This window comes from Enterobacteriaceae endosymbiont of Donacia provostii (genome assembly GCF_012570145.1).
Taxonomy (GTDB): Bacteria; Pseudomonadota; Gammaproteobacteria; order Enterobacterales; family Enterobacteriaceae.
In genome coordinates, this window is record NZ_CP046206.1 from 43,751 (window position 1) to 69,704 (window position 25,954).

Genomic DNA, 25,954 nt, shown 5'->3' on the forward strand with positions numbered 1-25,954 from the left:
TTTATATAAAAAAATTTTCGTTATTAATAAAAAAAAATTTATTTTAAGAGATGATATTTATATGAAAAAAAGAATTATTTTACTAGATACCACATTACGTGATGGTGAACAATCTTTAAAATTTAATTTAACTACTAAAGAAAAAATAGAAATAGCTTTAGCGTTAGAAAAAATGGGAATTGATATTATCGAAGTAGGATTTCCTATTTCTTCTCCAATAGACTATAAAACTTCTAAAGAATTAGCAAAAATTATAAAAAATAGTAAATTATGTGGTTTAGCAAGATGTAAAAAAAAAGATATAGATATGGTATATCATTCACTTAAAAAAACAGATAATTTTAGAATTCATATCTTTTTAGCAACTTCTCCAATACATATAATTACAAAATTAAAAACTACATTTAATAAAGTATTAGAAAAAATATCATTTATGATTAAATATGCTCGTCAATATACTGATGATATTGAATTTTCTTGTGAAGATGCTACACGGACACCTATTAATAATTTATGTAATGTTGTACAAACAGCAATTACTGCAGGAGCTACAACAATTAATATTCCTGATACAGTTGGTTATATATTTCCTCAAGAATATTATAATATTATTTTAAATTTAAAAAATAAAGTAAAAAATATAGATAAATGTATTATTTCAGTACATACTCATAATGATTTAGGAATGGCTGTAGGTAATTCTATTACTGCAATTAATGCAGGAGCTCAACAAATAGAAGGAACAATTAATGGTATAGGAGAAAGAGCTGGTAATTGTGCTTTAGAAGAAATAATTATGGCCTTATATACAAGAAAAAAAAATATGAATTTTTATACAAATATAAATGTTCATAATATTTATTATACTAGTAAAATTGTTAGTAAAATATGTAATATTCCTATATCAATTAATAAAGCTATTGTAGGAAGTAATGCATTTTCACATTCTTCTGGTATACATCAAGATGGAATGATAAAAAATAGAAATACTTATGAAATATTAAATCCTAAAAATATTGGTTTAAATAAAACAGAATTTAATCTTACTTCTAAATCAGGAAGAGCAGCAGTAAAATACCATATGGATTTAATGGGATATAAAGAAAATACTTATAATATTAATTTATTATATGATAATTTTATTAAATTAGCTGACAAAAAAGGTCAAGTTTTTAATTATGATTTAGAATCATTAGCTTTTAATAGTTTAAAAGATAATAATACAGAATATTTTTCTTTAAAATATTTTAACGTTGAATCTAATTCACATTTATCTATCGCTACAATAAAATTACAATGTGGTAAAGTGATTAAACTAGAATCAGCAACAGGTTTAGGTGCTGTTAATGCAATATATAAAACTATAATTAGAATAACAAATTATAATATAAAATTAATTAATTACATTTTAAAAGCTAAAAGTCATACTGAAAAATCTATAGGAGAAGTAAACATAAAAATAAAATATAAAACAAAAATATTTAATGGAATTGGTTTTTCTAAAGATATTATAAAAGCTTCAGTAATAGCAATTATTAATTGTCTCAATAGTATATGGAGATCAAATCAAGTACAAAAAAATATTTTAAAAATTAATCAATCTTAAAATGTAGAGATAATTATGTCAAATATATTTAAAATAGCTGTGTTACCAGGAGATGGTATTGGTCCTGAAGTAATGAAACAAGCAATTAAAGTATTAGAAAAAATTCAAAAATATATAAAAAAAAAAATAATTATTGATACCTATTATATAGGAGGAAGTGCAATTAATAAATTTGATGATCCATTACCCAAAATAACATTAAATGGTTGTGAAAAATCTGATGCCATATTATTAGGATCAGTAGGAGGGCCAGAATGGGATTATTTACCTTTAAATAAAAGACCTGAAAAAGGTTCATTATTAAAATTAAGAAAATATTTTAATTTATTTGTAAATTTACGTCCTTCTTTTTGTTATAAGAACTTAAGTATTTTAAGTCCTTTAAAAGAAAAAATTTTAAATAAAGGATTTAATATTATTTGTATTAGAGAATTAATAGGTGGTATATATTTTGGATTAAATGGTAGAAAAGGTAATGGAAAAAATGAATATGCATTTGATACTGAAACTTATTCAAGATTTGAGATAGAAAGAATTGCACATATTGCTTTTAATATAGCTTTAAAAAGAAAAAAAAAAATTTGTTCTATTGATAAAGCAAATGTTTTACAAACTTCCATATTATGGAGAGAAGTTGTAACAGAAATATCTAAAAAATATAAATCAGTTAAATTACAACATATGTATATTGATAATGCTGTTATGCAATTAATAAAAAATCCTTCACAATTTGATGTTATATTATGTCCAAATTTATTTGGAGATATAATTTCAGATCAATGTGCAGTCATTACTGGATCAATAGGTAATTTACCTTCAGCTAGTTTTAATCAAAATTATTTTGGTTTATATGAACCTGCTGGAGGATCAGCTCCTGATATTGCTGGAAAAAATATAGCTAATCCTATTGCACAAATTTTATCATTAGCAATGTTAATTAAATTTTCTTTAAAAGAAGAAAAAATATATATAAAAATTAAAAATGCTATTCAAAAAATTTTAAATTTAGGTTATAGAACTAAAGATTTATCTATAAACAATTCTAAAGAAAAAATAGTTACAACTGATGATATAGGCACATTAATTATAGAATCAATTTAATATGGTAATAAAGATGGGAAAAACATTATACGAAAAAATATATGATAGACATATTATTTGTAATATAAAAAATAATATGAATTTATTATATATTGATAGACATTTTATTCATGAAGTAACTTCTCCTCAAGCATTTGAGGGTTTAAGAAATAGAAATAGAAAAGTTTATAGATCAGAAAAAACATTTGCAACAATGGATCATAATGTTTCTACAAAAGTTAAAGATATTAATGCTTCTGGAAATATAGCAAAAAAACAAATGGAAAAACTTATTCAAAATTGTCAAGAATTTAATATAAAATTATATGATCTTTATCATCCTCTACAAGGAATAGTGCATGTTATAGGTCCTGAACAAGGTATTACATTACCAGGTATGGTTATTGTATGTGGTGATTCACATACTTCAACACATGGAGCATTTGGTTCATTAGCTTTTGGTATTGGAACTTCAGAAGTAGAACATGTTTTAGCTACTCAAACTTTAAAACAAAATCGTGCTAAAAATATGATAATCAATATTATTGGTAATATACCTATCAATATTACAGCAAAAGATATTATTTTATCAATTATTAAAAAAGTAGGTGTTAGTGGAGGTAATGGATATATTATTGAATATAGTGGTAATATTATCAAACAATTAAGTATGGAATCTAGAATGACATTATGTAATATGTCTATTGAAATGGGAGCTAAAGCAGGATTAATTGCACCAGATAATATTACTTTACAATATTTAAAAAATAAAAAATTTACTCCTAAAAAAAAATTATGGGTACAAGCAAAAAAATATTGGAAAACATTATATAGTGACTATGACGCTAAATTTGATAAAGTTATTAATATTGATATTTCAAAATTAACACCTCAAATTTCTTGGGGTACTAATCCAGAACAAACTATAGGTATAAATGAACGTATACCTTTAATTAATTCTTATAAAGATATGAATAAAAGAAAATTAGCTATTAAAGCATTAAAATATATGGATTTATATGAAGGTAAAAAATTAATTAATATAAAAATTAATAAAGTTTTTATTGGATCTTGTACAAATTCAAGAATTGAAGATTTAAGATCTGCTGCAAATATTCTTATAGGTAAAAAAGTTGCTCATCATGTTAAAGCTATAGTTGTCCCTGGTTCTAATATGGTAAAAAAACAAGCAGAACAAGAAGGATTAGATAAAATTTTTAAAAATGCTGGTTTTGAATGGAGATATTCAGGTTGTTCTATGTGTTTAGCTATGAATGGTGATAAATTAAAATCTGGTGAAAGATGTGCATCTACTAGTAATAGAAATTTTGAAGGACGTCAAGGACGTAATAGTAGAACTCATTTAGTAAGTCCTATTATAGCGGCTATAACAGCTATATATGGTTATTTTATTAATATTAACTCTTTATAAAAAATAAATTATGAAAAAAAATTTTTATTATAATGGTATTATAGTTCCATTAGATATTTCTAATATCGATACAGATGTTATTATACCAAAACAATTTTTACAAAAAAATAATAAAAAAGGATTTGGTAAAAATTTATTTTATAATTGGAGATATTTAAATGGTAAAAATAATATCATTAATCCGAATTTTATTTTAAATAAAAAAGAATTTCAAAATGCTAAAATTTTATTAACTAAAGAAAATTTTGGTTGTGGTTCTTCAAGAGAACATGCACCATGGGCATTATTAGATTATGGTTTTCATACTATTATTTCTTCTAGTTATGCAGATATATTTTATAATAATGCAATTAATAATAAATTATTATTAATTACTTTAGAAAAAAATATTATTGAAAAATTATTTTCTATTGTTAAAAAATTTCCTGGAATCTTTTGTTATATAAATTTAATTAATAAAAAAATTACTTTAAATAATCAATCTTTTACATTTAAAATGAAAAAAGATATAATTAATTTTATTACCAATAAATTAGATCAAATAGATTTAACTATGAAGTATTCTAAAGAAATTAATATATTTGAAAAAAAATATTTTACATTTTTTTAAAATGAGAAAATAATTAAATGCGTATTATTTTATTAGGACCTCCTGGAGTAGGAAAGGGGACTTATGCTAGATTTATATCTGAAAAATATAATTTAGCTAATATTTCTATAGGTAATATGATAAGAAATTTTTTATTAAATAATAATGATTTATTATTAACTAAAAAATTGAGTAATTTTATTAATAAAGGAAATATGATTCCTGATCACATAACTTTTAAAATTATGAAAACAAGATTGTCAAATATAGATTGTAATAAAGGTTTTTTATTAGATGGTTTTCCTAGAAATATTGTACAAGCCCATATTTTAAAAAGAGAAAAAATTCATATTAATATAATTTTAGAATTATATGTTCCAAATAATGAAATTATTAAAAGAATTATAGGTAGAAGAATACATTTACCTTCAGGAAGAACTTATCATATAGTTTTTAATCCTCCTAAAATTAAAAATAGAGATGATATTACTGGAGAAAAATTAATTACTAGAACAGATGATAATATTATAACTATTAATAATCGTTTAAAAGAATATTTAAAACAAACTAAACCATTAATTAAATATTATAAAAAAAAATTTGTAAAAAAAAATTTTTTATATAAAAAGATTAATAATACGACTTCTATAAAAGAAGTACAAAATAAAATAGATAAAATTTTAAAAAATTTTAAAAAATTTTAAAATAAAAAAAAATAATTTTTATAAATTATAAATTTTTTGTATTGTAAATATTTACAAAATAGTATAATTATAATAATTTGTTTATTTATTTTAAATTTGATATTATTATTAAATCTTAAATATAAATAGTATGGATTATAATCTAATGTTTACGGGAAGTATTGTAGCACTTATAACTCCAATGGATATTAATGGTAATATTTGTAAAAAAAGTTTTAAAAAACTTATTGATTATCATATTAGTAGTGGTACTAAAGCTATTGTTATTATGGGGACAACGGGAGAATCTTCTACGTTTACCTATAAAGAACGTATAAGTATCATAATGTATGCATTAGATTTAGCTCAAGATAAAATACCTATTATAGCAGGTACGGGATTTAATTCAACATCTAAAAGTATATCTATGATATCTGATTTAGAAAATTCAGGTATTATTGGATGTTTAAATGTAACTCCATATTATAATCGTCCTACTCAAGATGGTTTGTATCAACATTTTAAAAAAATAGCTAATAGTACAAAATTGCCTCAAATATTATATAATGTTCCATCACGTACTGGATGTGATTTATTACCAGAAACTATATATAAACTTTCAGAAATTAATAATATTATAGGTATTAAAGAAGCTACTGGAGATTTATCTCGTGTTAATAAAATTAAAAATTTAATTAAAAAGAAATTTTTTTTAATTAGTGGAGATGATAAAACTGCATTAGACTTTATGTTATTAGGTGGTGATGGAATTATTTCTGTAACAGCTAATATTGCAGCTTTAGAAATGAAAACTTTTTATGATTGTATAAAAAACAATAATTTTTTTCAAGCAAAAAAAATAAATCAACACTTAAATATATTACATCATCAACTATTTATTGAAACTAACCCTATACCAGTTAAATGGGTAGCAAAAAGATTAGGATTAATTTTTAGTGATAAAATGAGACTTCCCATGACTCCACTAAAAAAATGTAATCAAAAAATTTTAGAAATAACATTAAAAAAATTAAAACTAATATAATCTACTTAAATTATTTATTTTTAACATAAAATTTTTAATTTTACTTAGTATTAAAATTCTGTTTCTTTTAATTTCATTATTTTTATGATTAATCGTTACTTTTTCAAAAAAATTATTTACAGGATAAAATAATTCAGATAATATTAGTAATATTTTATAAAATTCTTTATTTTTTATTTTATATTTTATAATTTTAGATAATTTACGTATATGATTAAATAATGTAAATTCTTCTTTATATTTTAATAAATAAATATTAATATTAGTATTAGTATTTATATTTGTATCATTTTTTAATAACATTTTATTAATTCTTTTATAAGTTAAAATTAAAAGTTTACTTTGTTTTTTTTCAATTTTGAAAAACATATCTAAAATTTTTATTTTACAATCCAAAATTAATAAATTATCTTTTTTATTATCTATAACAGATAAAATAATATTTTTTTTATAACCTAAAGATATATACCAATTCTGACATCTTTTATATATAAAAGATAATATACTAATTATATTTTCTTTTTTGTAAAAATTATTCTTTTTATTATATAATGATAAACTTAAAATAATAATTTTAACTAAATTAATTTGTAATTTATTATTAATTATAATACGTATAATAAATAAAGTAATATTTTTTATAGCATAAGGATCTTTATCACCTTTAGGAATTAAAGGTATACTTAAAATACCTACTATAGTATCTATTTTATCCGCAATAAATAAAATACAAGAAATAATATTTGTAGGTATTAAATCATTTTTTTTATATTGATACTGTTCTTTTATAGCTATAATAACATCTGGATTTTCTTTATTATATTTAGCATAATACATACCAATTAAACCTTGTAATTCTGGAAATTCATAAAACATTTGTGTAGCTAAATCACATTTAGATAATCTACTTGCTCTAATACAATTTAAATAATTAACATTTGGAATTTTCTTAGCAATATATTTAGATATAATTTCAATACGAATAGTTTTTTCAAATAAATTACCTAATTTTTTTTGAAAAATAATATTTTTTAATTTTTCTAAAAAATTTTCAAATTTTATTTTTAAATCATTTTTTAAAAAAAACTTAATATCCTCAAATTTTGAAATTAGTACTTTTTCATTACTATTAATAATCATTTGATGATTTTTTGTTTCTATATTTGTTAATATAATAAAATAAGGTAATAAATTATTTTTTTTATCATATAAGGGAATATATCTCTGATATTTTATCATTATATATTCTAATATTTTTGATGGTAAAATTAAAAATTTTTTATTAAATTTTCCTATTAAAAGTACAGGCCATTCAACCATAGAAGTTAATTCTTCTAAAAAAAAATTATTAATTTTTACAATTGCATTTAAATTATTTGTAATTTTTTTTAAATTATTAATAATAATATTTTTACGCTTTATAAAATCAACAATAATTTTACCTTTTTTAAATAATAAATTTTCATATTCTTTGGCATTTTTTAAAATAATTTTTCGGTTACACATAAATCTATGTCCTTGAATAATATTATTAGATTTAATATTTAAAAATTTTTGTTTTAAATTTTCTGTACCAAGAACATATACTATATTTCTTATAGGTCTAATAAATTTAAATATATTTTTTTCCCAATACATAAAATTTGGAAAAGAATTAATTTTTTTTAAAGAATTTATTAACATAATAGATAATAAGTTTTTAATATGTAGTTTTTTATTTTTTTTTTGATAAAAAATATAATTATTTTTAAAAAATATATGATTTTTATTTGAAATATTAAATTTTTTCATCCAAAGTTTTACTTTTTGATTTATAAAAATTTCTTTTTTATTATTTATAAATGGACCTTTAATTATATAATTAGATTGATTTTGTATTAAGTTTAATAAATGTATTTTTATAGCAATACGTCTTAAAGTACAAAAAAATTTTATTTTTTTATATATAAAAAAATTATTTTTTAATTCGTTTTTAAAATTTTTTAAAACTATTTGAGATAATTTTAATAAATAATTAGCTGGTATTTCTTCTATACTTATTTCTAATAATAAAATATTATTATCCATAAAATTATATTACCTAATTATTAAGAATTTTAATTTATAAGATTATGATATTTTATCATAATTAATTTAGTCATATTATGTAATTTTAAAATATATCTTTGTCTTTCTGTATGAGATAAAAATTTATGTGCTTCTAATAAATTAAAACAATGTGAGGCTTTTAAAAGTTTTTCATATGCAGGAAAAATTAATGGTTTTTTTAATTTTAATAAAATATCAATTTCTTTTTCATATTGTTTAAAACATAAACTAATAAAATTAACATCTGTATATTCAAAATTATAAGTAGATTGTTCAAATTCATTTTGATAAAAAAAATCACCATAAGTAATAAATTTATTATTATGTTTATACCATATAATTTGAAAAATATTATCTACATTTTGTAAATGCATAGCTAGTCTTTCTAAACCATAAGTAATTTCTCCTGTAATTGGATTGCAATCTATTCCACCCATTTTTTGAAAATATGTAAATTGTGTAATTTCAATACCATTTAACCATATTTCCCAACCAATTCCATACGCACCTAGAGAAGGATTTTCCCAATTATCATCTATAAATTTAATATCATTATTTTTTAAATCTAATTTTAATATTTCTAAAGATTTAAAATATAAATCTTGAAAATTATAAGGTGGGGGTTTCATAATAACTTGAAATTGATAATATTGTTGTAATCTATTAGAGTTATGAGTATATCTACCATCAGATGGTCTTCTACATAATTGTATATAAGTTATTTTTATTGGTTTACTACCTATAGTATACAAACAAGTCATTGGATGAGATGTTGCTGCTCCTACTTCTATATCAATTGGTTGAATAATACTACAACCTTGTTGAGACCAAAAATTTTGTAAAATTAAAATCATACCTTGAAATGTTTTTTCATTAAATGTTTTCATATTTTAAATGTATTAAATTTTCTATTCTAACATAATTATTATATATTATTTAATATGCAAGATATAAATTAAAATTTAACATATTTTTGTATATAAAAAAATAATGTTAAAATAATTTATTATTAATTAAATTTAAAATTAAATAATTTTATTAAAAATAATAAAAGGAATTAATTATGAATATAAATAATATATGTAATAAAATTTCTTTAAAAATAAAAAAAAGTGAATATAATAAATTAATTACTAAATCTACAAATTTAGCAATTTTATTATCTACTACATTACTATTGTTAAAATTATTAGCTTGGTGGGGGACTAAATCTATAAGTATGTTAACAGCATCTGTAGATTCATTAATTGATATTGCGTCTTCAACAATTAATTTATTAATTATATATTATTCTTTACAACCAGCAGATTCAGAACATACCTTTGGTCATGGTAAAGCAGAATCATTATCTGCTTTAGCTCAAAGTATTTTTATTTGTGGAACAGCAATATTTTTATTTTTAAATAGCATATATTATATATATCATCCTGTTAAAATATATTATCCAATAATAGGAATTTTTGTTATTATTATTTCATTTCTTTTAACTTTAATATTAGTAATTTTTCAAAAAAAAGTAATAAAAAAAACAAATAGTCAAGCAACTCATGCTGATATGATTCATTATGAATCAGATATATTAATTAATACTGCAATTTTATTAGCTTTAATATTAAATATTTTTAATGTCAAACAAGCAGATTCTCTTATAGCGTTAATTATTAGTATATTTATTTTTTATAATTCTTTTAAAGTAGGATATAAAGCCATACAATCTTTATTAGATCGATCATTACCAGATAATGAAAAAAAAATTATAATAGATTTAATAAAATTTTGGCCTAAAGTAAAAGGAGCACATTTATTAAAAACAAGACAATCAGGTCCTACTCGTTTTATACAACTTCATTTAGTATTAGAAGATAATTTACCTTTATTAGAATCACATTCAATTGCAAAAAAAATAGAAAATGCTTTACATAAAAAATTTCCTTATTCAGATATAATTATACATCAAGATCCGTATTCTATTGTATCTAAAAAATATAAAGGTTTTTTTAAAAAATAATTATTAATCAAATTATATATTTTGAGGTATTTTATGATTCAAAAAATTGGCGTTCTTACAAGTGGGGGAGATGCACCTGGTATGAATGCAGCTATAAGAGGTGTTGTTAGAACTGCTATTAGTTATAATATTGAAGTATTTGGAATATATAATGGTTATATAGGATTATATAATAATGATATTATTAAACTTAATAGATATAGTGTTTCTGATATTATTAATAAAGGAGGTACTTTTTTAGGATCAGCACGGTTTCCTCAATTTAAAAATAAGAAAATACGTTCTATTGCTATTAATAATATGAAAAAACATGGAATTAGTGCATTAGTTGTAATTGGTGGAGATGGTACTTATATGGGAGCTAAATTATTAACTGAAATGGGTTTCCCCTGTATTGGTATACCAGGTACAATAGATAATGATGTTGTTGGTACTGATTATAGTATTGGTTATTTTACAGCTTTAGAAACTATAGTACAAGCAATAGATAAATTAAGAGATACTTCTACTTCTCATCAAAGAATTTCTATAATAGAAATTATGGGTAGAAATTGTGGAGATTTAACTTTAGCTGCGGCCATAGCAGGTGGTTGTGAATTTATTGTTTTACCAGAAATTTATTATAATCAAGATGATTTAGTTAAAGAAATTAAATCGGGAATAGAAAAAGGTAAAAAACATGCAATAGTATTGATTACAGAATTTATTTGTGATATTAATAAACTAGCAAGTTTTATTCAAAGAAAAACTAAACGTGAAACAAGAACTACAGTTTTAGGATATCTTCAAAGAGGGGGATCTCCTGTAGCATATGATCGTATTTTAGGATCTAGAATGGGTTCTTATTCGGTAGAACTTTTATATAAAGGATATAAAGGTAGATGTATAGGTACTCAAAACGATAAAATGGTACATCATGATATTATAGATGCTATTTTAAATATGAAAAAAATTTTTAAAAATGATTTATTAAATACTGCTAAAAAATTATATTAATTAATTAATTAGAATTGAGACATAAAATATGCATAAAATAAAATTTTCAAAAAGAATCAAAACAGGAAAAAGTTTTAGTAGACGTTTAAGAAAAAAAGATAAAATTCCTTCAGTAATATACGGAAAAAATATAAAAAATATACTTATTATTATAAATAATAATGATTTAATTAATATTAAATTAGAAGAGTTTTTTAAAAAAAAAAAAACACTTAATTTAAGTGATGAAAAAAATAATTTATTTAAAGTTCAAATTATAGATATTCAATATCATCCTTTTAAAATTAATAGATTATATCATATAGATTTTTTAATAAAATAATAAATATATATTAACATTTAAATTTATAAAATTATTTTTTTATATATAAATTATTTAATTTATTTGTACAAAATTTTATTATTTTATATTTTTAATACATGTTTCATATTATACATACCAGCTGGTTTTTTATAAATCCAAATAGCAGCTTTGATTGAACCTTCTGCAAATGGTTTTCTATTGGAAACATTATGAATTAATTCAATTTGTTCTCCAATAAAAGAAAATAAAATACTATGTTCTCCATATAAATCTGAAGCTCGAATAGAATGACATTTAATATTTTTTAAAATATTAAATTTTTTATAAGTTCTTATTATAATATTTTTTAATGATAAAGCTGTCCCAGAAGGTGAATCTATTTTATTTTTATGATGTTTTTCTATTATATCTATATCCATAGAATTTTTTAAATTATTTTTACAAATAATTTTTGTTATTTTTTCTAAAATTTGTAATAAAATATTAATACCTAAACTAAAATTAGAAGATAAAATAATAGATATATTTTTTGATGTTTCTTTTATTATTGATTTTTGTTTTTTATTAAAACCTGTAGTACCAATTATAATTTTTTTATTATATATTTTACATATATTAAGATTTTTCATTGTTGATTCAGGATTAGTAAAATCTATTAAAACATCAAAATCATTTATAATATCAATTAAATTAGATTTAATATTTAAAGTATTAGATTTATAAATAATTGTTTTTTTTTTTTTTAAATTAGATAATTTTTCTATAACTCCATTTAAAGAAATATTTTTTGTAACTTTATTATTTAATATTTCTAAAATACTTTTACCCATACGACCATTAATACCTGCTATAGCTAAACGAATATAATTTTTATTCATAAAATAATAAACCTGTAAAATATACTATTTTTATATTAAAAAATAATATATTTTTTTAATATAAAAATAAAACCAATAAAAATTAAGATATCTGCAAAATTAAAAATAGGTAACTGATAATCTAAAATATGTATATTAATAAAATCTATTACAAAACCATAATAAATTCTATTAATTAAATTACCTAATATACCACTAATTATTAAATTATATGATAACTGAATATTTTGATTTGTAAAAGAAAATCTAATATAAATCAAAAATACTATACTTAGAATAATTAAAAAATAAATAATAATTTTATTTTTTTTAAAAAAACCTAAATTTATACCATAATTTTGTATATAAATAAAATTTATATAATCATTTACATAAAAAGATTCATGTAATTTTATATTTTTAATAATTAAAAATTTACTTAAAATATCTATTATTATTAATAATATAATATAAATATTAAATATTTTTTTTTTTTTAAAAAATTTAAATAAACAAACGTTTTTCTCCATTTCCTATAGTATTTAATTGACAACGGTTACAAATATTATTAATTATGTATTTTGAGTGATACCAACAACGTTGGCATTTTAAATATTTTGATTTAATAATTGTAAATTTTTGTATTAATTTACTGTTAATAACTTTTTTTTCTAAAAAAATTTTAATGTTAGAAATTAATAATAAAAAACGTAATTCTGATCCTAATAAAATTAATTTATTATAAATATCTTTTTTTACAAAAACAGTTAAATCAACTTCTAAAGAACTTTTAATTATTTTTTGATTTCTTGCTAATTCAATAATTTGATTAATTTCATTTTTAAAATGAAAAATATCATTCCAGTATTCATAATTCATAATATCTTTAGACGAAATATAAAATAAATTAGAATACCATTCTTCTGTAAAAATATATTTACTTCTTAAACCAGGAATATAATTCCAAACTTCATGAGCTGTAAATGATAAAATTGGAGCAATCCATCTAACTAAAGATTCTAAAATCATATATAAAGCAGTTTGACAACTTAATCTTTCTAAACTACATTTTTTAAATGTATATTGTCTATCTTTGATTATATCAAAATACACAGAACCTAAATCTATAGAACAAAATTGTATTATTTTTTTAACAATATTTTTTATATTATAAATCCGATAATATTTTATAATTTTATTTTGTATAACTTTTGTTCTATTAATAATCCATTTGTCTAAAATTATCATTTTATCAGGTTTTATAATATTAATATTTGGTTCAAAATCATATAGATTTGATAATAAAAATCTTATTGTATTACGAATACGTCTATAACTTTCAGTAGTTCTTTTTAAAATATCGTTAGATATATTAATTTCATTTGAATAATCTGTAGAAGCTACCCATAATCTAAGAATGTCACTACCTAAATTATTAATAATATCTTGAGGTTTAATAATATTACCTAAAGATTTAGACATTTTTTTACCTTGACTATCTACAGTAAATCCGTGACTTAAAACAGTTTTATAAGGAGGATGATTGTTAATAATTAATGAAATAATTAATGATGATATAAACCATCCTCGATATTGATCTGTTCCTTCTAAATACATATTAATAGTACAATTTTTAAACTGTTTAATGTGTTTTATAATTGAATTATAAGTAGAACCAGAATCAAACCATACATCTAAAATATCAGTAACTTTTTCATAAAAAATATAATCATTACCTAAAAATTTTTCAATATTTAAATCCCACCATGCTTGTATACCATTTTTTTCAATCATACAAGCTATTTTTTCAATAAATTCTAATGTATTATCATGTATTTTTTGTGTTTTTTTATTAATAAATAAAGGTATTGGAATCCCCCAAATTCTTTGTCTAGAAATACACCAATCAGGTCTTTTATCTAACATAATAGACATTCTTTTATATCCCCAATCAGGAATCCATTTTACTTTTTTTATTGATTGTTTTATTAATTTTCTAAAATTATTTTTATCTATATTTATAAACCACTGTGGAGTAGATATATAAATAATTGGTATTTTATGACGCCAACAATAAGGATATTTATGTGTATAATTATCTACTATAAATAGTGCATTTTTCTTTTTTAAAATATCAAATATTATTTTTTGTGAGTGAAAAACATTTATATTATTTAATTTAGGATGAATATTTTTGATAAAAAATCCTTTTTTATCTATAATATTTTTTATACATTTTATATTATATTTATTACATATATTATAATCATCTAGTCCATGATTAGGAGCTATGTGAACAATACCAGTACCTGAACTTTCAGAAGCATAATTATCTATAATTAAATATGAAAGTTTATTATTAAAAGGATTATATATTGATAAATTTTTAAAATTTTTTCCTTTAATTTCTCCTAAAATTTTCCAATTTGTAATATTTGTTTTATTCATAACAATATTAGTTGATTTTTTTGATATAATGATAATATCTTTATCAATTTGAATTAATTGATAATATATTTTTGGATTTATAACAATTGCTTGATTAGCTGGTAATGTCCATGGAGTAGTAGTCCATATTAAAAAAGAGATATTATTATATTTTTCTTTTAAATTTAAAATATTTTTTAAAAAATTATTGTTTATAACAGTAAATTTAATATAACAAGTAAGTATATTTTTTTTAATATAATTAACTTCTGCCTCTGCTAAAGAAGAAAGACATTCTGTACACCAAAATACAGGTTTTTTACCTTTATATATATAATTATTTTTAATAATTTTACCTAAAGTACGTATAATATTTGCTTCTGTTATAAAATCCATTGTTAAATAAGGATGTAACCAATCAGCTAAGATTCCTAATCTTATAAAATCTTTTTTTTGTTTAGAAATTTGTTTTAAAACATATTTTCGACATTCAATTCTAAATTGTTTTTTAGAAATATTTTTTTTATTTTTTAAGATTTTTTCTACTTGTTGTTCTATAGGTAAACCATGACAATCCCATCCAGGAATAAAAGGAGTATAATAACCATCCATATTTTTAGCTTTTAAAATAATATCTTTTAAAATTTTATTAAAAGCATGTCCAATATGGATATCACCATTTGCATAAGGTGGACCATCATGTAAAATAAATTTTTTTTTATTTTTTTTTTTATCTAAAATTTTTTCATATAAATTATCTTTCTGCCATTGTTTTAATATTATTAACTCATTAACTACTAAATTAGCTTTCATTGGAAATTTTGTTTTTGGTAAATTTAATTGTAATTTATTTTTTATATTCATAATTTTTTATTTTAATTTTTTTTAGAAATATAAATTTTTTATTTTATTTATTTAAGATAATTCTATATAATATTATTTTATGTAAATATTTCATTTATATGAAATATTATAAATATAATTATTATTGAATAATACTATATGGCTAATATAAAATCATCTAAAAAAAGAATTTTGAAATCAGAAAAAAAAAGAAAAAATAATATCAAATATCGTTCCATGTTAAAAACTTATATTAAAAAAGTTAATAATGCAATATTAGAAAAAAATATTACATTATCTAAAAAAACATTTATAAAAATGCAGTCTTTGATAGATAAACAAGTAAAAAAAAATTTAATTCATAAAAATAAAGCTTCTCGTTATAAATCTAAAATTTATAATAAAATCATAAAAATTAGTAATTAATCAAATTAATAGGTATTTATATAGTAATTTATGCCAATAACTTTAACAAATAAAGCAGCAAAAAAAATAAAAACTATAAATCATGAAAATATAAATTTTAGAGTATTTATTATAGGAGGAGGTTGTAGCGGTTTTAAATATGATTTCATATTAGATAAAAAAATAAAAAAACATGATCTTTTAATAAAATCATTAGGTGTAAATATTATTATTGATGAAATCAGTTTACAATATTTATCAGGTAGTATAATTGATTATACTGAAAGTATAGAAGAATCAAAATTTATTATTAAAAATACATATTTTAAAAATAAGTGTAATTGTGGTTATTCTTTTGATATCTAAAATCAAAAGATCTATCTTTAGAAGGAAAAAAATATATGTCTAATATGAGACTAGTTTTATTACGTCACGGGGAAAGTGAATGGAATAAAAAGAATTTATTTACTGGGTGGCAAGATGTTTCCTTATCTAAGGAGGGTGAAATTGAAGCAAAACAAGCTGGAAAAATTTTAAAAAAAAATAATTTTAAATTTAATTATGCGTATACATCGTTTTTAAAAAGAGCTATATGTACTTTATGGTTAACTCTTAAAGAGTTAAATCAATTATGGATTCCTGTAAAAAAAACATGGAGATTAAATGAAAGACATTATGGAAAATTACAGGGGATAAATAAAAATCAAGCTGCAAAAAAATTTGGTATAGAAAAAGTACAACAATGGAGACGAAGTTTTAATATATCACCCCCCCCTCTCTCTAGAGATGATTTAAGATGGCCTAGATTTGATGAAAAATATTCTCATTTAGAAGATTCCCAATTACCTCTTACAGAAAGTTTATATATAACCTTAAAAAGAGTTATATATATATGGAACCATCATATATCTCCTAAAATTATGAATAAAGAAAGTATTTTAATTGTTGCTCATGGTAATTCATTAAGAGCATTAATTAAACATATAGAAAATATAAATGATAAAGATATTATTAATTTAGATATAGCAACAGGAATACCTATTATTTATGAATTTGATAATAATTTAAATTATATTAATAAATATTATTTAAATAATTAATTAAATTTTAAGATATTTTACTAGCCTGAATTACAGTAACTGCAATAGTATATATAATATCTTCAATAGAAGCACCTCTAGAAAGATCATTAATGGGTTGTTTAATACCTTGTAAAATAGGACCTATAGAAATAGTATTAGAAGATCTTTGTACTGCCTTATATGTAGTATTACCAGTATTAAGATCTGGAAAAATAATAATATTAGCATTACCGGCAACTAATGAATTTGGTGCTTTATACTTAGCAACATCATTTGAAATAGCTGTATCATATTGTAAAGGTCCATCTATTAAAAGGTTAGGTAATATTTTTTGTACTAATTTTGTAGCTTTATATACTTTTTCTACTTCTAAACCTTTTGCTGAATTACCTGTTGAATAAGAAATCATAGCTACTTTAGGTTTAAAATCAAATAATTTACTAGTTTTAACTGATTGTATAGCTATTTCGGCTAATTGTTTATAATTGGGATTAGGATTAATTGCACAATCACTATATATTAATATATCATTTGATAGTAACATAATAAATATAGATGAAACAATAGAATATTCAGGTAAAGTTTTAATAATTTGTAATGCAGGTCTAATAGTATTAGCTGTAGTAGTACTAGCACCTGCAACTATACCATCAATTTTATGTTCTTTTAACATCATAGTAGCTAAAAACATATTATCTTTTAATAATTTTATAGCTTCATATTTATTTGATAATTTATTTCTTCTAAGAAACATTAGTTTTTCTATATAATTATCTCTTATAGAATCTGGATCAATAATATTAATATTATCAATATTTACATTATTTTTTTTAGAAATTTTATATATTTCTTTAATTTTTCCTAATAAAATACAATTAGCAATATTTTTTTCAGAACATATAGATGCTGCTTTTATAGTTCTTAATTCATTACCTTCTGGTAATAAAATGGTCTTTGTAAATTTATTTGCTTTATTTATTAAATTAAATTTAAAAATAAATGGAGAAATATAAAATTTATAATTTAAAATTTTATAATTTAAAATATTTGAAGGAATATATAATTGAATATATTTAATTATGTTATTTATTAAATTTAAATCATTTATAGGAAAATTAAATTTGTAAATATTTTCTAATTTTATAAAAGTATTATATAAACTATATTTTATATAAAATAAAGACATATTATTATTAATAATAATATTAATGATATTATCAATTATTTTATTAGAATAATCATATTTTTTATTTTTTACAAAATCTGTGAATAAAATTGCACCAAAAAAAATATTTTTAGATAATATTTCATATAATATTTTTATAATTTTATAATCTTTTAATGAAAGAATTAATAATGATTTTTTAAATTTTTTTTGTTCTATAAAAATTTTTTTATCTAAGTAAATAATATATTTAATTTTTTGAAATTTATTATTATTAATAATATTACAATTTAAATAATTAAATATTAATTTCATATTAATACCAAATACAAAATTTTTTAACCACGGAATCAATATAATATTATTTTTTTTATAAATAAAATTTTTTTTATGTATAAAATTATTTTTTTTTTTATAAATAAAATTTTTAAAAATATTTAAATTATAAAAAAAAGGATTATTATTTTGGTATTCATATGGATTTTTAATTAATAAATATATATTTTGAATATTAAAATTATGTATTTTTTCTTTAAAAAGAATATTAATTTTGGATTTTATTTTTTCTAAATTATTTTCTATTTTAGACATTGATGTAACAAAAATTATTTTTGCATTAAAAATATTTGCTATATCACAATTTAATTGAAATATTAATTGTTTAATATAAATAGGTATTATTCCTTCTATAAATAGAATAGAAGTATTATCTTTATTTTTTAAAGATTTTTTTATTATATTATTAATAATATTATTATAACTAATATTTTTTTTAAATACATTAATATCATTAATTTTTATTGGATTAATGGATTTTATATTAGAAAAATTACATGTATTTAAAATATTATTAGTATAATTAAAATTATAATATTCTATTTTAGAAATAGGTTTAAAAAAATTACATTTTAATTTATTATCTTCTATAATTTTTAAAAATCCTAAATTAATACTTGTAAAAAAATGTATATCTATATCTAAAGGTATAGACATAATAACTTTTTTTTTAAACATTACTATTACCTTTTAAATTTTTTAAAAATTAATATTTTAGATTATTAATAATTTTAAATGTATCTTGTGCTATCATTAATTCTTCATTTGTAGGTATAACTAATATTGGTATACTTAAATGAGTACTTATAATTCCCATTTTACCTTGTTTAGTTTTATAATTTAAATTTTTATCAATAAAAAATTTTAAAATTTTTAATTTTTTTATAGTTTTTTCTCTAATTAATACACTATTTTCTCCAATTCCACCTGTAAAAATTATTGCATTTATTTTATTATTCATTAATACACTATAAGAAGCTATATATTTAATTAAACTATGTATAAATACATTAGTAGCGATTTTAATATTTTTATTTTTATAATAATTTTCTTCAATATATCTAAAATCACTAGTAATATTTGTTAGTCCTAACATACCTGATTTTTGAGTTAAAATATTATATATTTTATTTATATTAAAATTTAATTTATCATACATGTAAAAAATAATTGCTGGATCAATATTTCCACATCTAGTTCCCATAACTAATCCTTCTAATGGAGTTAATCCCATAGAAGTATCTATACTTTTACCGTTATTTATTGCTGTAATAGATGAACCATTTCCTAAATGACATGAAATACAATTAAAATTATTTAATTCTATATTTAAAAATTTAGCTGCTACTTTTGTTACATATTTATGACTAGTACCATGTGCTCCATAACGACGTATTTTATATTTTTTATAAAATTTAATAGGTAATCCATATAAATATGATTCTATAGGCATGGTTTGATGAAAGGATGTATCAAATACAGCTACCTGTTTATTTTTTAAATGAGGTAAAATTGTTTTTATTTTTTTTATACCTACTATTTGAATTGGATTATGTAAAGGCGCAAAAACAGATGCTCTTTTTATTTCTTTAAGAACTATATCCGTAATTAATGTAGAATTAGTAAATTTATTTCCACCATGTACTATTCTATGACCAATACCTACAATATTATCATATAGTGAATATTTTTTAAATATTTCTTTTATTATATAATTTAATACAAATTTATGAGTAATTTTATTATTAAAAGTTATTTCATTTTTTTTATTATTAAAATTCCATATAATTGAACTTTTATCATTAAAATTTTCAGCTAAACCATATAATATTTTTTTTTTTTTTATTGGATTTATAACTGAAAATTTTAATGATGAACTGCCACAATTTATCACAAATATTAATTTTTCTAACATTTAAATATCCTATATATTTTATATAAATATATAATTATATAGAAAAAAATTATAAAGTTATATAAAAAAAATATTATAAAAATTTTTAAATATATTATATACATCATAAATAATTTATTATATAATCAGCCTTATTAGGCGCATTGGCAGAATGGTTATGCAGAGGATTGCAAATCCTTTTATTTCGGTTCAATTCCGGGATGCGCCTAAAATATATTTTATTTTACCCAGGTGGTGGAATTGGTAGACACAAGGGACTTAAAATCCCTCGGCATTTATATTGCTATGCGGGTTCAATTCCCGCTCTGGGTAAAATAGAAATATAATGTTTTTATAAAAAATATTTATATTTTTGTAAAATATTATTAATAATAATAATTATTAATGAATTATTTTTTTTAATTAAATAATTATAAAATTCTTTATCTATATGTTTTATTGAATATAAAAAAATAAAGATTATTAAAAATCCTTTAAATAAACCAAAAAATAATCCTAATATTTTATTTATATTTTTAATATAAATATTCTTAATATTTATATTTAAATAACTTTTAATTGTAAATCCTATAATTAAAATAAATATAAAACAAAAAAATAATAAAAATATTTTTTTAAAATAGAAATTATTTATTTTTTTTACTACAAATATATAATGGTAGTATTTTTTAGATATATAAAAAGATATAAACCAAACAATTATAGTTAATACTTCATTTATAAAACCTCTATAAAAACTTATTACAGAACAATATATTAATATAAATATGAGTACATAATTCACTATTAACATAGTTAGATATATTACCTATTTAAATAAAATAAGATAACATATTTATTTTTTTTAAAAAAAATACAAATTTTTAAAAATTACTTTTTTAACAAAATATATTTTTTAACAAAATTATTTTTTTATATTTTTAAAAATTAAGTAATTATTATAATTTGATTTAGGAATACCAAAATATTTGGGGTATTTAACTTCTACTAAAAATAAACCATCGGGTTTTACAGTAATAGATGCTTTTGTTCTATCTTTAATTTTAATTAATTCTAATAACCAATCTTCTTTTTTTTTTCCAGTACCAATTTCTAATAAGTTACCTACAATATTTCTTACCATATGATATAAAAAAGCATTTGCTTTAATATCTATTAAAATATAATTTCCATATTTTTTAATATCACAATAAATAATTTTTCTATAAGAAGAACTATTTTTTTTTTTATTACATTGAAAAGATGTAAAATCATGTTCTCCTAATAAATATTTAATTGCATTTTTCATTTTTATTATATCTAATTTTTTTCTATATAAAGTAACTAGATTATTAAATATTGCAGATTTATATGTATTATTATAAATAATATATATATATCTACGAGATAAAGCACTAAATCTAGCATGAAATTGTTTTTTTACAGAAATTATCCATGTAACAACTATATCATTAGGTAAAAGACTATTTATACCTAAAAACCAAGATTTTTCACTTCTAAAACTAAATGTTTCAAAATGAATAACTTGTCCTATACTATGTACACCTATATCAGTTCTACCTGCACAAAATATATTTATATTATGGTTAGCAATTTTTGAAATAACTTTTTCTAAATATCCTTGTATAGTTTTTTTATAATTCATATTTTGTTTTTGCCATCCATGATAATTAGTTCCATTATATTCAATACCTAATGCAAATTTATATTTTTTTGCAAAGTTAATTTTCATATAAATAATATATAATAATCTTTTTTATTATGTTTATTATTTTACTGAAAATTTAGTTACATTTTTAAAAAAAATTATATAGAATGTTAATTTAACAAATTATATTTAAAAATATCTAATAATATTGAATATTTTTATGAGTATTAGACATGAAAAAAATATATAAAAAATTTAATAAATTTTTTTTCAAAATAATAAAATTAATAATTACTATATTACTATTACATTCTACAATTATATATGCTAACGAAGATATATTTAATGTAAAATTACAACCAAATATTAATGCAAAATCATATATATTAATAGATTATAATACAGGTATGATTTTAACCGAAAAAAATTCTAATAAAATTCAAAAACCAGCTAGTTTGGCAAAAATTATGACAAGTTATGTAATTGGCAAAGCTTTAGCAAAAAAAAAATTACATCGTAATGATTTTGTAACTATCAGTAAAAATGCTTGGGCTACTGGTAATACTGAATTTAATGGTTCATCATTGATGTTTTTAAAAGTAGGAGATCGTATTTCTGTAAAAAATTTAATAAAGGGAATTATTTTACAATCAGGAAATGATGCTTGTGTAGCTATAGCAGAATATATCTCTGGTAATCAACAAAATTTCGTAAAATTAATGAATTTTTATGCAAAAAAAATAGGATTAAAAAATACTATTTTTAAAAATGTACATGGATTAGATGAATCTGGACAATATACAACGGCACAAGATATTGCTATTATGGGTAAATCTTTAATAAGAGATTTTCCTTATGAATATGCTATTTATAAAGAAAAAAGTTTTACTTTTAATCATATTAATCAAAAAAATCGTAATTTATTATTATGGGATAAAACTCTACATGTAGATGGAATTAAAACAGGTCATACTAAAGATGCAGGCTATAATATTATAGCTTCTGCAACAAAAAGAAATATGAGATTAATTGTTGTAATTTTAGGTGATAAAACAGAACAAGATCGTAAAAAAAATAGTAAAAAATTATTAAATTGGGGTTTTGAAACATTTCGTACAATTCATCCTATAAAAAAATATCAAAAAATAGCATCTATTCCTATTTTATATGGTAGACAATCATATGTTAGAATTGGAATTAAAAATGATGTATATTTAACTATTATTAAAAATCAAGAAAAAAAAATAAAAATTTTATATCATATTAAAAATAATAAAATTTTTGCTCCTATATATAAAAATCAAATCTTAGGACATATGACTTTTATTATTAATAATCATGTTATTGAAAATTATCCATTAATTGCATTAGAAAATGTATCAAAAGGAAATTTTTTAGTACGTTTTTTAGATTATATAAGATTATTGTTAAATAAATGGATACATCAGTAAAAATTAATATAAATTTAAAATATTAATATATAATAATGTATAATAAAAATTTTATTATAAGAAATCTTGGTATAGAACATTGGTATTATACTTATAAAAAAATGTATAATTTTAATTATACACGATCTAATCAAACTTTAGATGAAATATGGTTAGTTGAACATTATCCTGTTTTTACTCAAGGAAAATTATCCAATATAAACGATATAATTAGTTATAATCATAATATACCTATATTTTGTACTGATAGAGGGGGAAAAATCACTTATCATGCTCCAGGACAACAAATTATGTATATTTTAATAAATTTAAAGAGAAGAAAATTGAGTATTAGATTTTTAATTAATTGTTTAAAACAAACTATCATAAATATATTATTATATTTTAATATATCATCTAATTCATATTTTAAAGATATTTCTGGTATATATATAAATAATAAAAAAATAGCATCTATAGGTATAAAGATTTCTAAAGGATGTACTCTTCATGGAATGTCATTTAATATTAATATGAATTTATTACCTTTTAGTTATATTAATCCATGTGGTTTAAAACAATTAAAAATGATAAATTTACAAAATTATATTTATAATGTAAAAATATTTAAAATTAGAAAATTTTTAGTAGATGAATTTTTATTTTTAATAAATAATTAATATTATATTATTGTATTAATTAAATTTAATATATTTTATATAAAAAAATGAAAAAAAAAATTTCTAAAAAACCTAATTGGATTAAAATTAAATTTTCAATTCAAAATATTAATAAAATAAAAAAAATAAAATCTTTTTTAAGAAAAAATAAATTACATTCTATTTGTGAAGAAGCATCATGTCCTAATTTAATAGAATGTTTTAGTAAAGGTCAATTAACTTTTATGATTTTAGGCAATATATGTACAAGAAATTGTTTATATTGTAATGTTGTTCATGGTAGACCTCAACAAAAATATGATGAATATGAAGCTTCTAAATTAGCTAGTATTGTATCTTTAATGAAATTAAAATATGTTGTTATTACTTCAGTTACTCGTGATGATTTACATGACGGAGGAGCACAACAATTTATTAATTGTATAAAAAAAATACGTAAAAAAAATTCTAAAATTAAAATAGAAATTCTTGTTCCTGATTTTAAAAATTGTATTGAAAAAGCTTTAAAAATATTTCGTAATGCTTTACCTGATGTTTTTAATCATAATATAGAAACAGTAGAAAATTTATATAAAAAAGTAAGACCTGCTGGTAAATATAAAAAATCTTTAATTTTATTAAAAAGATTTAAATATTTATTTCCTAAAATTTTAACTAAATCTGGATTAATGGTAGGTTTAGGTGAAACAAAAAAAGAGTTATTTAAAACTATAAAAGATTTAAAGAATAATGGAGTTGATATTTTAACTATTGGACAATACTTACAACCAAGTAAAAATCATATCCCTGTGTCAAATTATATTAGTCCAAATGAATTTAATGAAATTAAAATTAAAGCAAAAAATCTAGGTTTTAAAAAAGTAATATGTGGTCCCTTTATACGTTCTTCATATAATGCAGAAAATTATTTTTATTAAAATTTATAAAATAAATAATGCCTCTGAAAATTTTATTTTATTAATGTTATTTAAAATTCTTTTATTTATATATTCTTAATATAAGAAGACTATTTTAAATAATTAAAAATTATAAAATTTTATCAGAGGCAAATAATATTTTAAACCCTTTCTGAACAGCTATAAAAGTTTAAAGAGCAACAACATTAGCTGCAGAAGGTCCTTTGGCTCCGTTAGTAATTTCAAATTCTACTTTTTGGCCTTCAGTTAATGTTTTAAAACCACTACTTTGAATTGCAGAAAAATGTACAAAAACATCTTTACTGCCGTCTTCAGGAGTAATGAAACCAAAACCTTTAGATTCATTAAACCACTTAACGTTACCTTTAATCTTGGACATCAATTATTACCTTTACATAAAAATAGACACTAAAATTGT

The 25,954-nt window shown here is 19.3% G+C and carries 25 protein-coding genes and 2 tRNA genes; 17 read left to right on the plus strand and 10 right to left on the minus strand.

Translation table 11 applies throughout. The features are described from left to right. Positions 1–61 precede the first annotated feature (61 nt). The 6 genes from leuA (at position 62) to dapA (ending at position 6,435) form a co-directional block, all read left to right on the plus strand. Positions 62–1,606: a 2-isopropylmalate synthase gene (gene leuA, locus GJT93_RS00240; RefSeq protein ID WP_168821626.1), complete on the plus strand. Its 1,545-nt coding sequence runs from the start codon at positions 62–64 to the stop codon at positions 1,604–1,606. A 15-nt stretch (positions 1,607–1,621) separates the two neighbouring features. Next, on the plus strand, positions 1,622–2,707 hold the full coding sequence (gene leuB / locus GJT93_RS00245) for a 3-isopropylmalate dehydrogenase (protein ID WP_168821627.1): 1,086 nt from the start codon (positions 1,622–1,624) through the stop codon (positions 2,705–2,707). Positions 2,708–2,720: 13 nt separating this feature from the next. Further along, positions 2,721–4,118, plus strand: coding sequence for a 3-isopropylmalate dehydratase large subunit (leuC, locus tag GJT93_RS00250; RefSeq protein ID WP_168821628.1), 1,398 nt, complete (start codon positions 2,721–2,723; stop codon positions 4,116–4,118). 10 nt (positions 4,119–4,128) lie between these two features. Then, entirely contained in the window at positions 4,129–4,728 is a 600-nt protein-coding gene (gene leuD / locus GJT93_RS00255; RefSeq protein WP_168821629.1) for a 3-isopropylmalate dehydratase small subunit, read from the plus strand. 17 nt (positions 4,729–4,745) lie between these two features. Continuing rightward, on the plus strand, positions 4,746–5,411 hold the full coding sequence (locus tag GJT93_RS00260; RefSeq protein WP_168821630.1) for a nucleoside monophosphate kinase: 666 nt from the start codon (positions 4,746–4,748) through the stop codon (positions 5,409–5,411). Positions 5,412–5,556: 145 nt separating this feature from the next. Next, on the plus strand, positions 5,557–6,435 hold the full coding sequence (gene dapA, locus GJT93_RS00265; RefSeq protein ID WP_168821631.1) for a 4-hydroxy-tetrahydrodipicolinate synthase: 879 nt from the start codon (positions 5,557–5,559) through the stop codon (positions 6,433–6,435). Here the strand turns inward: dapA and glyS are convergent. Both glyS and glyQ read right to left on the minus strand, forming a co-directional pair. Next, entirely contained in the window at positions 6,427–8,502 is a 2,076-nt protein-coding gene (gene glyS, locus GJT93_RS00270; RefSeq protein ID WP_168821632.1) for a glycine--tRNA ligase subunit beta, read from the minus strand. The two genes, dapA and glyS, sit on opposite strands and share 9 nt — an antisense overlap. Before the next feature lie 29 nt (positions 8,503–8,531). Beyond that, positions 8,532–9,410, minus strand: a complete 879-nt coding sequence (glyQ, locus tag GJT93_RS00275) for a glycine--tRNA ligase subunit alpha (RefSeq protein ID WP_168821633.1) — start codon at positions 9,408–9,410, stop codon at positions 8,532–8,534. Positions 9,411–9,586: 176 nt separating this feature from the next. Here glyQ and GJT93_RS00280 point away from each other — a divergent pair, with 176 nt between their 5' ends. From GJT93_RS00280 to rplY, 3 genes are read left to right on the plus strand one after another with little or no spacing between them, the layout of a single operon-like run. Beyond that, positions 9,587–10,531 carry a cation diffusion facilitator family transporter gene (locus GJT93_RS00280; RefSeq protein ID WP_168821634.1) on the plus strand — a complete coding sequence of 315 codons (945 nt, stop codon included), beginning with the start codon at positions 9,587–9,589 and terminating at the stop codon, positions 10,529–10,531. A 33-nt stretch (positions 10,532–10,564) separates the two neighbouring features. After that, positions 10,565–11,527, plus strand: coding sequence for a 6-phosphofructokinase (gene pfkA / locus GJT93_RS00285; RefSeq protein ID WP_168821635.1), 963 nt, complete (start codon positions 10,565–10,567; stop codon positions 11,525–11,527). Between the two features lie 28 nt (positions 11,528–11,555). After that, positions 11,556–11,849 (plus strand): 50S ribosomal protein L25, encoded by a 294-nt coding sequence (rplY, locus tag GJT93_RS00290; RefSeq protein WP_168821636.1) that lies wholly within the window; start codon positions 11,556–11,558, stop codon positions 11,847–11,849. An 83-nt stretch (positions 11,850–11,932) separates the two neighbouring features. On the opposite strand, the gene dapB is transcribed toward rplY, so the two are convergent. The 3 genes from dapB to ileS are packed head-to-tail and all read right to left on the minus strand — an operon-like array spanning position 11,933 to position 15,982. Continuing rightward, positions 11,933–12,709 carry a 4-hydroxy-tetrahydrodipicolinate reductase gene (dapB, locus tag GJT93_RS00295; protein ID WP_168821637.1) on the minus strand — a complete coding sequence of 259 codons (777 nt, stop codon included), beginning with the start codon at positions 12,707–12,709 and terminating at the stop codon, positions 11,933–11,935. 35 nt (positions 12,710–12,744) lie between these two features. Next, entirely contained in the window at positions 12,745–13,218 is a 474-nt protein-coding gene (lspA, locus tag GJT93_RS00300) for a signal peptidase II (RefSeq protein WP_168821638.1), read from the minus strand. Further along, positions 13,193–15,982 carry an isoleucine--tRNA ligase gene (gene ileS, locus GJT93_RS00305; RefSeq protein ID WP_168821974.1) on the minus strand — a complete coding sequence of 930 codons (2,790 nt, stop codon included), beginning with the start codon at positions 15,980–15,982 and terminating at the stop codon, positions 13,193–13,195. The genes lspA and ileS overlap by 26 nt, the downstream gene beginning before the upstream one ends. A 135-nt stretch (positions 15,983–16,117) precedes the next feature. Here ileS and rpsT point away from each other — a divergent pair, with 135 nt between their 5' ends. From rpsT to gpmA, 3 genes are read left to right on the plus strand one after another with little or no spacing between them, the layout of a single operon-like run. Then, positions 16,118–16,384 carry a 30S ribosomal protein S20 gene (gene rpsT, locus GJT93_RS00310; RefSeq protein WP_168821639.1) on the plus strand — a complete coding sequence of 89 codons (267 nt, stop codon included), beginning with the start codon at positions 16,118–16,120 and terminating at the stop codon, positions 16,382–16,384. Positions 16,385–16,414: 30 nt separating this feature from the next. Beyond that, on the plus strand, positions 16,415–16,729 hold the full coding sequence (gene erpA, locus GJT93_RS00315) for an iron-sulfur cluster insertion protein ErpA (RefSeq protein WP_168821640.1): 315 nt from the start codon (positions 16,415–16,417) through the stop codon (positions 16,727–16,729). A 35-nt stretch (positions 16,730–16,764) separates the two neighbouring features. Then, positions 16,765–17,463, plus strand: a complete 699-nt coding sequence (gene gpmA, locus GJT93_RS00320) for a 2,3-diphosphoglycerate-dependent phosphoglycerate mutase (RefSeq protein ID WP_168821641.1) — start codon at positions 16,765–16,767, stop codon at positions 17,461–17,463. Positions 17,464–17,470: 7 nt separating this feature from the next. Here gpmA and pta read toward each other — a convergent pair whose 3' ends face one another. Next, the gene (gene pta / locus GJT93_RS00325) at positions 17,471–19,624 is read right to left on the minus strand and encodes a phosphate acetyltransferase (RefSeq protein WP_168821642.1); all 2,154 of its coding nucleotides are present in this window, start codon (positions 19,622–19,624) and stop codon (positions 17,471–17,473) included. 28 nt (positions 19,625–19,652) lie between these two features. Further along, positions 19,653–20,861 (minus strand): acetate kinase, encoded by a 1,209-nt coding sequence (locus GJT93_RS00330; protein ID WP_168821643.1) that lies wholly within the window; start codon positions 20,859–20,861, stop codon positions 19,653–19,655. A gap of 137 nt (positions 20,862–20,998) precedes the next feature. Between GJT93_RS00330 and GJT93_RS00335 the strand changes: the two genes are divergently transcribed. Together GJT93_RS00335 and GJT93_RS00340 are read left to right on the plus strand one after the other, a co-directional pair. Next, a tRNA-Cys gene (locus GJT93_RS00335) sits at positions 20,999–21,069 on the plus strand. A 17-nt stretch (positions 21,070–21,086) separates the two neighbouring features. Further along, a tRNA-Leu gene (locus GJT93_RS00340) sits at positions 21,087–21,173 on the plus strand. A 19-nt stretch (positions 21,174–21,192) separates the two neighbouring features. On the opposite strand, the gene GJT93_RS00345 is transcribed toward GJT93_RS00340, so the two are convergent. Both GJT93_RS00345 and truA read right to left on the minus strand, forming a co-directional pair. Beyond that, the gene (locus GJT93_RS00345) at positions 21,193–21,654 is read right to left on the minus strand and encodes a CvpA family protein (RefSeq protein ID WP_168821644.1); all 462 of its coding nucleotides are present in this window, start codon (positions 21,652–21,654) and stop codon (positions 21,193–21,195) included. A gap of 111 nt (positions 21,655–21,765) precedes the next feature. After that, positions 21,766–22,593 (minus strand): tRNA pseudouridine(38-40) synthase TruA, encoded by an 828-nt coding sequence (gene truA / locus GJT93_RS00350; RefSeq protein ID WP_168821645.1) that lies wholly within the window; start codon positions 22,591–22,593, stop codon positions 21,766–21,768. A gap of 149 nt (positions 22,594–22,742) precedes the next feature. Here truA and GJT93_RS00355 point away from each other — a divergent pair, with 149 nt between their 5' ends. The 3 genes from GJT93_RS00355 to lipA are packed head-to-tail and all read left to right on the plus strand — an operon-like array spanning position 22,743 to position 25,536. Continuing rightward, a complete protein-coding gene (locus tag GJT93_RS00355; protein WP_168821646.1) occupies positions 22,743–23,960 on the plus strand; it encodes a serine hydrolase in 1,218 nt (405 codons plus the stop codon). Between the two features lie 35 nt (positions 23,961–23,995). Then, positions 23,996–24,619 carry a lipoyl(octanoyl) transferase LipB gene (gene lipB, locus GJT93_RS00360; RefSeq protein ID WP_168821647.1) on the plus strand — a complete coding sequence of 208 codons (624 nt, stop codon included), beginning with the start codon at positions 23,996–23,998 and terminating at the stop codon, positions 24,617–24,619. A gap of 47 nt (positions 24,620–24,666) precedes the next feature. After that, complete coding sequence (gene lipA / locus GJT93_RS00365; protein WP_168821648.1) at positions 24,667–25,536, plus strand: lipoyl synthase; 870 nt, start codon at positions 24,667–24,669, stop codon at positions 25,534–25,536. A gap of 169 nt (positions 25,537–25,705) precedes the next feature. Here the strand turns inward: lipA and cspE are convergent, their stop codons facing one another. Next, complete coding sequence (gene cspE / locus GJT93_RS00370; RefSeq protein WP_168821649.1) at positions 25,706–25,915, minus strand: transcription antiterminator/RNA stability regulator CspE; 210 nt, start codon at positions 25,913–25,915, stop codon at positions 25,706–25,708. Positions 25,916–25,954: the final 39 nt, after the last annotated feature.